13 protein-coding genes are annotated in these 11,549 nt (G+C 37.6%); 7 read left to right on the top strand and 6 right to left on the bottom strand.

The features are described 5' to 3' along the window. Positions 1–39: 39 nt before the first annotated feature. The 5 genes from lspA to ihfB form a co-directional block, all read right to left on the bottom strand. Positions 40–543, bottom strand: coding sequence for a signal peptidase II (gene lspA / locus AC0QT1_RS00635; protein ID WP_473201423.1), 504 nt, complete (start codon positions 541–543; stop codon positions 40–42). 16 nt (positions 544–559) lie between these two features. Continuing rightward, on the bottom strand, positions 560–1,387 hold the full coding sequence (locus AC0QT1_RS00630; protein ID WP_473201422.1) for a TrmH family RNA methyltransferase: 828 nt from the start codon (positions 1,385–1,387) through the stop codon (positions 560–562). Between the two features lie 2 nt (positions 1,388–1,389). Next, a complete protein-coding gene (locus AC0QT1_RS00625) occupies positions 1,390–2,322 on the bottom strand; it encodes a class I SAM-dependent methyltransferase (protein WP_473201421.1) in 933 nt (310 codons plus the stop codon). Between the two features lie 174 nt (positions 2,323–2,496). Then, positions 2,497–2,793 (bottom strand): lipopolysaccharide assembly protein LapA domain-containing protein, encoded by a 297-nt coding sequence (locus AC0QT1_RS00620; RefSeq protein ID WP_473201420.1) that lies wholly within the window; start codon positions 2,791–2,793, stop codon positions 2,497–2,499. Positions 2,794–2,801: 8 nt separating this feature from the next. Continuing rightward, a complete protein-coding gene (gene ihfB / locus AC0QT1_RS00615) occupies positions 2,802–3,080 on the bottom strand; it encodes an integration host factor subunit beta (protein ID WP_473200023.1) in 279 nt (92 codons plus the stop codon). Between the two features lie 186 nt (positions 3,081–3,266). Here ihfB and lptC point away from each other — a divergent pair, with 186 nt between their 5' ends. From lptC to rlmN, 6 genes are all read left to right on the top strand, one after another. Then, on the top strand, positions 3,267–3,911 hold the full coding sequence (lptC, locus tag AC0QT1_RS00610) for an LPS export ABC transporter periplasmic protein LptC (RefSeq protein ID WP_473201419.1): 645 nt from the start codon (positions 3,267–3,269) through the stop codon (positions 3,909–3,911). Between the two features lie 85 nt (positions 3,912–3,996). Continuing rightward, the gene (locus AC0QT1_RS00605) at positions 3,997–4,605 is read left to right on the top strand and encodes an LptA/OstA family protein (protein ID WP_473201418.1); all 609 of its coding nucleotides are present in this window, start codon (positions 3,997–3,999) and stop codon (positions 4,603–4,605) included. Between the two features lie 6 nt (positions 4,606–4,611). Next, on the top strand, positions 4,612–5,406 hold the full coding sequence (gene lptB / locus AC0QT1_RS00600; protein WP_473199894.1) for an LPS export ABC transporter ATP-binding protein: 795 nt from the start codon (positions 4,612–4,614) through the stop codon (positions 5,404–5,406). Positions 5,407–6,585: 1,179 nt separating this feature from the next. Continuing rightward, a complete protein-coding gene (gene ptsN, locus AC0QT1_RS00595; protein ID WP_473199895.1) occupies positions 6,586–7,050 on the top strand; it encodes a PTS IIA-like nitrogen regulatory protein PtsN in 465 nt (154 codons plus the stop codon). 634 nt (positions 7,051–7,684) lie between these two features. After that, on the top strand, positions 7,685–8,188 hold the full coding sequence (locus AC0QT1_RS00590; protein WP_473201504.1) for an invasion associated locus B family protein: 504 nt from the start codon (positions 7,685–7,687) through the stop codon (positions 8,186–8,188). A gap of 36 nt (positions 8,189–8,224) precedes the next feature. Continuing rightward, the gene (rlmN, locus tag AC0QT1_RS00585; RefSeq protein ID WP_473201417.1) at positions 8,225–9,454 is read left to right on the top strand and encodes a dual-specificity RNA methyltransferase RlmN; all 1,230 of its coding nucleotides are present in this window, start codon (positions 8,225–8,227) and stop codon (positions 9,452–9,454) included. A gap of 2 nt (positions 9,455–9,456) precedes the next feature. Here rlmN and AC0QT1_RS00580 read toward each other — a convergent pair whose 3' ends face one another. Then, positions 9,457–10,095, bottom strand: a complete 639-nt coding sequence (locus AC0QT1_RS00580) for a LysE family translocator (RefSeq protein ID WP_473199897.1) — start codon at positions 10,093–10,095, stop codon at positions 9,457–9,459. 174 nt (positions 10,096–10,269) lie between these two features. On the opposite strand from AC0QT1_RS00580, the gene AC0QT1_RS00575 reads away from it, so the two are divergent. Continuing rightward, positions 10,270–11,490, top strand: a complete 1,221-nt coding sequence (locus AC0QT1_RS00575) for an argininosuccinate synthase (protein ID WP_473199898.1) — start codon at positions 10,270–10,272, stop codon at positions 11,488–11,490. Positions 11,491–11,549 lie beyond the last annotated feature (59 nt).

Here is an 11,549-nt window from a genome sequence, read left to right as displayed (position 1 = left end):
ATATATAAAAAGCAAAGAGAAAAATGAATGAACAGACTTTTACTCAGAAAATGTCTGATTGGAATGACGTTTTGTTTTTATCAAAGTTCGTAATTCTTCAATAAGTATAGCAACAACACCTAAAGTGATAAAGCTATCGGCAAGATTGAAAACAGCAAAATAAAAAACATCATCTATATGAAAAAGTATATAATCCGTAACATGATGAAAGCAGATGCGGTCAATAAAATTGCCAATTGCTCCTCCAATAATAAGAGTAAGGCCAAAGCGCGTTAAAGACTTATTATATTCAACATTTTTCCAGAGCCATAAAAGAAAAATAAGAATAACAAACGTAATAGCAATGAGTCCCCAATGAGAAAAAGAAGACAAAAACGAAAATGCAATACCAGAATTGCGCACATGGTATAGAGAGAGAAAAGGAAGAAGCGGTTTTTCTGTTCCTAGGGGCATATTGTGTATAACCCAGTATTTTACGGCTTGGTCAATTCCTACTGTAAATGCCAAACCAAGGAGGAAAAAAGGCAGTGATTTACGTATCATATTTTGGACTCACATGTTACAATTTTAAATAAGGACGGCGTATTTCATAAAGCATGAGAGCTGTTGCTATTGCTAGATTAAGAGAATCAGCGCCTCCACTTTGTGGAATGCGGGCAAGTTTATCACAACAACTCGTCAGAATATCTTGTAAACCTTGTTTTTCATTTCCCATAAGAAGTATAATGGGCCCATTATTGAAATTAATTGTACGATAATCGGTAGAACCCTTGAGGTGCGTGCCAACAACTATGCCTTTTAAATTTTTAGACCAGTTTATGAAGGTTCTCTCATCACAGTGATAAAGTGGTATGGAAAAAATTGATCCCATTGTTGCCCGTACTGTTTCGGGGGAAAAGGGATCTGTTGTCTCACCGATCAAAATGACACCTTTAGCTCCTACGGCATCAGCAGTGCGAATAATGGTCCCAAGATTTCCAGGGTCACGCACTCGATCAAGCGCAACATAAACATCTTCGACCTTTTCTTTTATCATTTCGAGTGATTGCCACTGTTGTTTAAAAATACCAATAACTGTTTGTGGATTATCGCGGCGGGTAATGGATTCCATCACTTTTTGTGAGGCTTTGATGACGAAACCACCATTGGCCACAGTGCGTGCAGCAGTGTTTTCTATAGCGGTATTACCGATTGTGTTTTTGGAAAAAATAAGTGTTTGTATAGTCCAGCCGAGATTAAGAGCATCAATCACTAATTTAAGCCCTTCTGCCATGAAAAGCTCTTCTCGACTTCGATTTTTCTTTTGGCTGAGTGCTCGAAGATCTTTGATAATGGGATTGCTAAGGGAAGTAATTTCTTTAACCTTACCAGTTTTTTTAATACACATATTCAGGCAGTCCAACGGCTAAAAAGAGAAGTAGAAAGGGCGCGTCCGGCGGCTTCTTCACGCAAGATTAATTCTCCTGATTCGACTGTACCGCCAAGATTTATCAATTCATCACGCATTAAAGCATGAAGTGCATAGAAAGAAGCACGAATAGAATAAGCTGTCAGTACAATAGAAAGGGGGGTATCAGAGAGAAGTTTGCGACAGTTTGTGATCATAGTTGGTAAGTGATCGAAGAGTTGCCAAATTTCGCCATGAGGACCACGCCCATATGCAGGAGGATCAAGAAGAATCATATCATAAGTTTTTTTACGACGCAGTTCGCGCTCGACAAATTTTACAGCATCATCGCAAATCCAACGAATAGGGTGATTTGACAATCCTGCTTTCTCTTGATTGATTTTTGCCCAAGCGATAGCTTTTTTAGAAGCATCAACATGTGTAACATTTGCACCGGCACGTGCGCCAATCAAAGAAGCGATACCTGTATAGCCGAAAAGATTGAGCAATTTGATTGGATGTGTAGCTTTAGTAATTTGTTCTTCCATAAAGCGCCAATGGGCATCTTGTTCAGGAAAGACCCCTACGTGACGAAAGGAAGTAAAACGACCTAGAAAAGACAAACCATTCCAAGCAAGAGGCCAAGTTTCACCAAGTGGTTTTTTGGGAAAATGCCAACGACCAACACCTTCTTCCTCTCGATTGCCGGTGAAAATAGCATCAACATTAGCCCATTGTTTTTGTGATAAAGTGGGTTTCCATAATGCTTGACCTTCGGGACGAATAATGCGGTAAGCACCATAACGCTCTAATTTTTTTCCATTACCAGAGTCAATGAGAGCATAATCTTCACTCATACCTGTTTCTAAGATAAGAGGTAACTTTTCCTGCGGATATCTATCGTTGAGATGAGATTGAAAATATTGTGCAGGCATATTCGGTACCACGATACAGATATTAAAAAACGAGCGTTAGAAGGCTTTTAAAACTCTCGTAAGAATATAAAAGCTTAAAATCAATTAAAGCATGTATAGGAAAAAAGAGAAAGACACTTTTAATTCTGTATTGAACACAGTAGGGGACAAATTCTTTAAAATACAATAGTATTTTTATACCATATCTGTAATTGATCTTTTCAGTTTTTCGAGTTCGGTTTTGCTTTTTTTGAGAGCTTTTTTGCATTTACGATACGCAACCCAATTCATTAGACTTCCTAATAAGATACCAAGACCGAAAAAAAGAAAGAGCCATATAGAAAAAGGAGCGTGATAAGTAAGATTTTCAGAACTTGTCCAAAAAGGATCAAGAGTTAATGTAACCATCTGACGATTAACGACCATCAAAGCAATCAAAAGCACTGTGGGAATAAGCAAAACAATTGCTAAAAAGATACGTTTAATTGTCATAAGTTTACTCACTGATTAAGCCGATCACGTAAATCCTTGCCAGTTTTGAAAAAAGGAACCCATTTTTCTTCAACGATAACGGCTTCACCTGTTCGTGGATTGCGGCCGTTACGGGCTGAACGGCTTTTAACAGAAAAAGCTCCAAAACCGCGAAGTTCAACACGATTACCGTTCGCAAGTGCTGTTGAAATTTCCTCAAAAATAGCATTTACAATATTTTCCACATCACGTTGAAAAAGATGTGGGTTCTGACGGGCAATAATTTGCACGAGCTCTGATTTAACCAAAATAGCCTCGCTTTCATACAAAAAGGATCTCTATAATTGTTATTGTGCATTTCATGCATACATATTACAACATATAAATGGTTAAAACCAAGAAAAAACAAATTGCAAGAACCAAAATTTGAAAATATCTCTTATAAGGAATATACGAATTGAAAAATGTGGAGGATTATGAGGGACTCAGACAGTATGTCCGTAAAAAATCATTATGAAGTTGTTTTAACAAAATCGTCTTTTGGAGATGTTTTTAAAAAAGCATCTCGTCATTCGCATTGCATTAGAATATTAAAAATTTTTTTACCTCTCTTAGCACTGGCTGTAGCATTTGTTTTTTGCTGGTTTACATTTTTCTTTGTTCCCGTTGCTTCTGAACCCGTCACTTTAAATAATGAAGAAGGAGAAATTACAAAATTGACAATGCTCAATCCCAAATTAGAAGGTTATACGCGCTCTCATGAGCCTTATTGGCTGAAAGCAGAAAAGGCATTTCAAGATCGTACCCGTGCTGGAGTGATTGGCTTGCAGAATCTTACCGCTGAAGCGTTTATGGGCAAACAAAGACGGGTTTTTCTCGATGCGCAAGGGGGAATTTACGATAATATTAATGGTTGTTTACAGTTGGATAAACCATTCACCATTACAACAAATGACGGAATGACTGCGCAATTTATGACAGCAAATATTAATTTATCTGAGGGGCAATTAAACACAGATCAACGTGTCAAGATTCAACGTGCGGGTTTTCATCTTATAGCAAATGCTTTACAAATCCGAGAAAAAGGACAAAACATGTACTTTCATGGTGGTGTACATTTAGTGCTTGATAAGCAATGAGAGAGTCTCAATATGAAATCTTGAAATGACCTTTATGAAAGAGAAATCTTGTGTATACGTAAAGAGAAGAATTGAGAGTGATGAGATGAGGCCGAGGGGATCATACAAAAAATGGATAGGTTTTTCTCTGGTTTTAAGCTTCGGAGTCCTAGGGTTTTTAACAGTTTTTTGCTATGCTGAAGGTACAAATTTTGGAATTAATTTATCAAATGACAAAGAACTGGTAGAACTTTATGCCAATTCTTTAGAAATACGCGATAAAGATGGTATAGCCCTCTTTAATGGTGATGTTTCGGTGAGGCAAGGTGAACGCCTTTTGCGAACAGAAAAATTAGTTGTTTACTACGATAAAGCGCATAAAAGCACTAATAAAGATCAAGGAGATACGAAGGCATCTTCGCCTGCTTGGTTTGGCTCGACAGGTATTAGGAAAATGGAAGCTTTAGGCAAAGTTTATATAAAAATTGCTACGCAAGTCGCTACAGGTGAGAAGGGCGTTTTTGATGGTCAGTCAAAAATAATGCGTTTGACAGGGAATCATGTCGTCTTAACCGATGGTGATAATGTGGCAACAGGATGCAAATTAACAGCAGATATGCAAAGTGGAAAGGCTTTTCTAGAAGGTTGTGAAACATCCGAGAAAAAAGGCCGTGTTTCTATCATTTTTAAACAAAATCAAAAGGATGGCCATTAAGATTTCATGTTTGGAATCAAAAGAAAAAAACCGACGGACAAACATGATCTTGCAAGTGAAACTTTAAGAAAACGCTTAAAGGGAACCTTAATTGCCAGTCATTTGATTAAAGTTTACCGTGGAAGGCAAGTTGTTAATGGTGTTTCTTTTGGTATTCGTACCGGAGAATCCGTTGGTATTTTAGGTCCTAATGGAGCGGGCAAGACGACTTGTTTTTATATGGTTACGGGGCTTATTAAATCGGATGGAGGATCTATTCGAATTGATGGATTTGATGTTACCCATCTTCCAATGTATCGGCGTGCGCGTTTAGGTATTGGATATCTACCCCAAGAAGCATCGATTTTTCGTGGTCTTTCAGTAGAAAATAATATTAAGGCTGTTTTGGAAGTGGTCGAAAAAGATCGCCTCAAGCGGCATGAAGAATTAGATGCTCTTTTACATGAATTTAAAATTGATCATTTACGCAAGATGCCAGCACTTTCTTTGTCAGGGGGAGAACGCCGACGGCTTGAAATTGCCCGCGCTTTAGCCTCTCGCCCTCATTTTATGTTACTTGATGAACCGTTTGCAGGAATTGATCCTATCGCCATTTTTGATATTCAGCAGCTTATTCGTTATTTAACTCAGCGTGGAATTGGTGTGTTGATAACGGATCATAATGTGCGCGAAACATTGGGTCTTGTAGACCGTGCTTATATCATTCATGCAGGACGTGTGTTAGTTCACGGTCGTCCTAATGATATTATCAACAATGCTGATGTACGCAGAATTTATTTGGGGAATCAGTTTTCTCTCTAATTTTTCTACTTCAAAGAGTCTTTTTTAAGCTTAAACGGGTTATGGGAAGCACAAGCCTTCTATTTTTTATTCAGGCAATTAAAAGCCCATTACACAGAAGAGACTGAAATTGTATTTTGATTCTATGGGGAGAGCGGTATGCATTTCCAGCCCATAAATTAGGAACGATTATTGGCACGTTGCGAAAACTATAATTATGTTATTAAGGGTTTTTAAAACAACAGATACAATGGTTTATGGACAAAATGAGCGGAGATATTTTTTAATTGGGTTAAACAATAAACCTTCTAGTGTTGATACACGCATAGCGTTAATGTTAAGAAATTTCTTATTTGTGCCAAAACTTTTTTTATAATTGGCGTCTCACACCGGATTTTTTCTGCGTGTAAAAAAACATCAATATGATTTAATTTTATTATTTTATAAGTTGAATTTGCTTTTGATTGTACATGAAGAAGATATACTAGATTAATCTTATAATGAATGGTAAACGAGGTTTTAAATAAATGCGCGTATTGCTGGAGGGTGTATAAGATTGATAATGCTTTTCTGTGTTGAAAACAACAGATCGATGACATTGTTTCGGGTATTTTGATGGTAGCACCAGAGGTTATAAATTACAGTTATCAAATAGGGTTTGTGAGTTTTTATTGGTTTGCATTACGCATTTAAAAGCGGGTTTAGAACAGCGGGTATTCATCTAAATATGTGAATTTCTTTTAAAATAATTGTTGAACGACTTAAAACTTTTTAAATCGTTTTCGCTGAGCAGTGCTCAAGCTGCACAGTGATTGTCAAAGTAAAATATCATTTTGCTTCGGGATGCTTCTCGTTTTATTAGGAGTTAGAACTTAAAAGGAAGAGGATAATCTGATGAGGGATTGTACATTAACTCTTGTGACAAAAAGGTCAATAAATTTATGAATGATAGACTTTAAGAGTATCATAGAGAGATTAAATTTTATGGACAGCTTCATTTCCTTTTTGTCAGGCTGTTAATTAGGATTTGAGTAACTATTTATTGCTGCACTGATAGTGATATGAAATGAATAAGCCATCACCCATTATAAATTGAACAATAAAGCTCTATGCAATGATGCAAAAAGTGAGAGAACTTTAGATAACACTGTTTAGAGGTTTATTGCTGAGCATTTGAGCGTGTAAAAGGAAAATTAAAATATGAATTTGAGTGAGTTAATTGCACCGGAAGCAATTATTCCGGCTCTTAAAGCGAATTCAAAGAAACAAGTTCTACAAATTTTATCCAAAAAAGCTGCTGAATTGACAGGTTTGAGTGAACGTGTGATTTTTGATATTATTTTACAACGTGAAAAACTTGGTTCAACAGGTTTGGGGAGTGGTATTGCGATTCCACATGGGAAATTGCCTGATATGAACCGAATCATTGGGATATTTGCACGCCTTGAGAGCCCTGTTGATTTTGAAGCTCTTGATGATGAGCCAATAGATCTTATTTTTCTCCTTTTAGCGCCTGAGAATGCTGGTGCAGACCACTTAAAAGCTTTGTCACAGATTGCGCGTGTTTTGCGTCATGCTGATGTTGTGCAAAAATTGCGCAATACGCATGATGCTTATGCGCTTTATGCTTTATTAATTAAAAATTCAGAATCGAATGCAGCTTAAAAAAGGGTGTGGTGTCCATGGAAGAGTGCACTACAGCACAGGTTGGAAAATGGTAATGATATCGTCTGTAATTCAAAGAGTTAAGGTTTACTCTTTATATCATATCATTTTGAAGGAATTTTCACCAAGGAGGGTTCTTGTTTCAAAAAACAGAAAAAATACCAACCTTATGATTTGAGAAGTATAAAAAGGCAGCATCTAGATGCTATTGAATACGAACTATTGACACACTATAATTGATAAAAGAATGAGTATTTTTTTACGATTTTTATTAACGCAAATGCGTTGAATATGTTAAATTATAGTGTGTTTGAAAGGAAGTGCAGCGAAGCATATTCCTTTAGAGGGGTCATTTGCGAGGTTTGCAACGAATTGTTTATGGTAGAGGGGCAGAATTTATTTGTTAACAGGGTGGTGCTATATTCATATTTTTTAAACCTAATTACTGAGTAAAGAATTCATGTTAGTAACAACTGAAAGGTTAAAATTAAATGCAAAGGTCTTTTCTGTTTGGCGCGAAAATATTTCGCTTGTTGAAGAGATGAGAATATTACACTAAAGCATCGAGAGCTTTTGTTGAGCTTTTTCAATGAAGAGAATCTTGTTAGAGACTAGAGAAGTGAGCTAAATGAAGATGTTTGGAAAGTCTGCTATTGCTGCATCTATAATGATTTTGGTTGCTGTTGGAGCTGCGTGTGCACAAACGCCAAGCCGTTTAAACCAATTTGAGGCATGGGGAGCTTATTCTTATAAATCCCCCAAAAATACAATTTGCTATGTATTATCGGTACCCTTGGAGGCCCTTCCAACGACAGTTAATCATGGTGATAATTTCTTTTTGGTTACCAAACGTTCAAATTCACCGATTTCATTCGAACCACAGTTTATGGCTGGTTATACGCTTAAAGAGGGGTCAAAAGTCACCGTAACCATTGGAGATATGGATTTTGAATTTTTCACGAAGGATTCATCAGCTTGGTTGGCATCATCAGCATTGGAAAAGCAGCTTGTTTCTGCTATGCGTTCTGGGATAAATATGACAGTAAAAGCAGTCTCAAAACGTGGAACCAATACCACCTATACTTATTCCTTAAAAGGGATCACTGCTGCATTAAATGCTGCTCAGAAGTGCCATTAAGGTCTCTGTAATTTTAAACGAGTGAATTGGAAAACAATGGCCATTTCATATGACCTTAGACCGGTTGATTCACGTTTAGCACGAGAAACAAACGGTGTTATCGTGGAGGAGAGTTCTAAGCTTCCTTTAATTGGCTTATCGCAAGCTGAGATGATGCAAGTTTTAAAGACGGTTGGTGTGCCAGAACGTCAAACACGTATGCGTGTACGTCAACTTTGGCATTGGCTTTATGTCCGTGGTGTTTCAAACTTTGATGAAATGCTGAATATTTCTAAACCAATGCAAGAAATGTTTAAAAATCATTTTTCCATTGCACGTCCGGAAATTGTTGGAGAACAAATCTCAAGAGATGGTACGCGTAAATGGCTGCTGCGTTTTCCAGCACGGGGGGCAGGAAGACCGGTTGAAATTGAAACAGTTTATATCCCTGAAGAAGGGCGTGGTACTTTGTGTCTTTCATCACAGGTAGGATGTACGTTAACTTGTTCCTTTTGTCATACGGGAACACAAGTCCTTGTTCGTAATCTGACAGCGGAAGAGATTTTAGCACAATTATTAGTGGCACGTGATTGTTTGGGTGATTTTCCTGATAAAAATACTCCTGAGGGAGCAATAGTTCCAATTGAAGGGCGTAAAATAACCAATATCGTTATGATGGGGATGGGCGAACCACTTTATAATTTTGAAGAAGTTAAAAAAGCTTTATTGATTGCATCTGATGGGGAAGGGCTTTCTTTATCAAAACGCCGAATTACGCTTTCAACCAGTGGGGTTGTTCCTGGAATTATTCGAACTGGAGAAGAAATTGGAGTTATGTTAGCGATTTCGCTTCACGCAGTGCATGATACGCTACGAGATATGCTTGTTCCAATTAATAAAAAATATCCGCTTTCTCTATTAATGGATGCTTGCCGTAATTATCCTGGTCTTTCTAATGCTAAGCGAATTACGTTTGAATATGTTATGCTGAAAGATATAAATGACAGTTTGGATGATGCTAAACGGTTGATTCAATTATTGAAAGGGATTCCAGCGAAGATTAACTTGATTCCTTTTAATCCATGGCCTGGAAGTAACTATCAATGTTCTGATTGGGAACAAATTGAGCGTTTTGCTGATGTGGTTAATCAAGCAGGCTATGCTTCTCCTATTCGAGTACCGCGGGGGCGTGATATTTTGGCTGCATGTGGTCAACTTAAATCGGCTTCAGAGCGCTTACGAAGATCTGAACGTTTAAAATTTGAAGATGCAGTGAGCAATCAATAGTTTTAATCTTGGCTAATAAGAAGACGTAAAGCAAAACTGGTAAAAATACTAGCCATAAACCAATCTAGAAAGCGAAGATAAGAGGGATTTTTTTTAAGGCTCTGAGTAAGCTTATGAGCCATAAAAACCATAGAAATTGTAATTGGCAGAGAAATAGGGATATAAGAAAGTCCTAAAATAAGGAGTTTCTGTGTAGCCATAGGATCATTAGCATTGATAAATTGCGGTAAAAAGGTCACGTTAAAAAGAATAACTTTAGGATTTAAAAGATTAATTCCAATGCCGGCAAAATAATGACGCCTAAAACTTTGGTTTTTCTGAGGAGTTTGTTTGAGAGAAAGTGTTGAGCTTTTACATAATGCTTGCAAAGAAAGCCATAAAAGATAAAAAGCTCCTGCAATTTTGAGGAGGAAAAAAGCACGTGGCGAAGCGAAAATGAGCGCTGATAAGCCAAGTGCTACAGCTGTTACTTGAATGGCAAAACCTGTTGCACTCCCTAAAGCGCACATAATCCCAGCTTTTTTACTTTGTGCAATAGTACGTCCTACTGATAGCATGAGATCAGGTCCTGGAATGATTGCTAAAATCAGCGATGCTAAAGCGAATTGTATAACAATAGACCACTCCGGTAGAAATGACACGTAAATCTCCTCTTGTTTGTAAGCGGTTCTCACCATTTATGCTCTGAGAACACGCTTCCTTACATTTTTTTTGCGTTTTTTTCATGTTGCTTAAAGAGAATTTATTTTTATACTGCTTACATCGTTTTACTTTCTGAGTACAAGAAGGGAAAGCGAATCATATAGAGCTTTAAAATGAAAAAATGGCAGAATGTAAAGAGAGTCGTTTTGGCTTATTCAGGGGGATTGGATACGTCAATTATTCTTAAATGGTTACAAAGTGAATTGGGTGTTGAAGTTATAACTTTTACAGCTGATTTGGGGCAGGGGGAAGAGTTAGCGCTTGCCCGTCATAAAGCTGAGATGCTTGGTGTTAAAGAAATCTATATTGAAGATTTGCGCGAAGAATTTGTGCGTGATTTTGTCTTTCCAATGTTTCGAGCGAATGCCGTTTATGAGGGAACCTATCTTTTGGGAACATCAATTGCGCGTCCGCTTATTGCAAAGCGCCTTATTGAAATTGCCAAAGAAACAGGGGCAGATACAATTGCTCATGGTGCAACAGGGAAAGGCAATGATCAAGTACGTTTTGAACTTTCTGCTTATGCCCTTAATCCTGATATTAAAATTATTGCTCCATGGCGTGATTGGTCTTTTAAAAGTCGGACGGATTTGCTTAATTTTGCGCATGCACATCAAATTCCAGTAGAAAAAGATAAGCAAGGTGAGGCACCTTTTTCAGTGGATGCAAATTTACTCCATTCGTCGTCAGAAGGGAAAGTTTTAGAAGATCCAGCACTTCCTGCCCCTGAATATGTGCATATGCGGACTCTTTCACCGGAAGCTGCTCCAGATAAAGTCACCAGAATCACCATTGGCTTTAAAAAAGGTGATGCTATCTCGATCAATGGAAAAAACTTATCTCCTGCAAATTTACTTTCTAAATTGAATGATTATGGGCGCGATAATGGTATTGGTCGGTTAGATTTGGTAGAAAATCGTTTTGTTGGCATGAAATCGCGGGGTGTTTATGAGACGCCAGGAGGAACCATTCTCTTGGTTGCTCACCGTGCGGCGGAATCTCTCACATTGGATCGGGGGGCGGCGCATTTGAAAGATGAGTTAATGCCGCGTTATGCAGAGCTTATTTATTATGGTTTTTGGTTTTCACCTGAGCGGAAAATGTTGCAGGCTGCGATTGATTTGTCCCAAGAAAATGTTGAAGGTGAAGTTACATTAAAGCTTTATAAGGGTAATGTAATTGTTGAAGGACGCCAAAGCAAAAAGTCGCTTTACTCTGATAAATTGGTGACTTTTGAAGATGATGAAGGTGCATACAATCAACAAGATGCTGCTGGTTTTATTAAATTAAATGCTCTACGTTTGCGCACATTGGCAACGCGTTCGTCTGAGTGAAAATAAACAATCCTATAAAATCACCCTTCTAGTGTAACAAAAAGGGTGTTTTTGTATAG

The organism is Bartonella sp. P12B, assembly GCF_055796185.1.
Note: the sequence above shows the minus strand (reverse complement) of the source record. Positions and strands in the feature narration are given on the sequence as shown.

Coding starts and splice junctions, on each gene's coding strand:
- AC0QT1_RS00590 (WP_473201504.1), top strand. CDS start 7,685: ATGTTTGGAAAGTCTGCTATTGCTGCATCTATAATGATTTTGGTTGCT.
- AC0QT1_RS00575 (WP_473199898.1), top strand. CDS start 10,270: ATGAAAAAATGGCAGAATGTAAAGAGAGTCGTTTTGGCTTATTCAGGG.
- AC0QT1_RS00630 (WP_473201422.1), bottom strand. CDS start 1,387: ATGTGTATTAAAAAAACTGGTAAGGTTAAAGAAATTACTTCCCTTAGC.
- AC0QT1_RS00605 (WP_473201418.1), top strand. CDS start 3,997: ATGAGGCCGAGGGGATCATACAAAAAATGGATAGGTTTTTCTCTGGTT.
- lptB (WP_473199894.1), top strand. CDS start 4,612: ATGTTTGGAATCAAAAGAAAAAAACCGACGGACAAACATGATCTTGCA.
- lspA (WP_473201423.1), bottom strand. CDS start 543: ATGATACGTAAATCACTGCCTTTTTTCCTCCTTGGTTTGGCATTTACA.
- lptC (WP_473201419.1), top strand. CDS start 3,267: ATGTCCGTAAAAAATCATTATGAAGTTGTTTTAACAAAATCGTCTTTT.
- rlmN (WP_473201417.1), top strand. CDS start 8,225: ATGGCCATTTCATATGACCTTAGACCGGTTGATTCACGTTTAGCACGA.
- ptsN (WP_473199895.1), top strand. CDS start 6,586: ATGAATTTGAGTGAGTTAATTGCACCGGAAGCAATTATTCCGGCTCTT.
- AC0QT1_RS00620 (WP_473201420.1), bottom strand. CDS start 2,793: ATGACAATTAAACGTATCTTTTTAGCAATTGTTTTGCTTATTCCCACA.
- AC0QT1_RS00625 (WP_473201421.1), bottom strand. CDS start 2,322: ATGCCTGCACAATATTTTCAATCTCATCTCAACGATAGATATCCGCAG.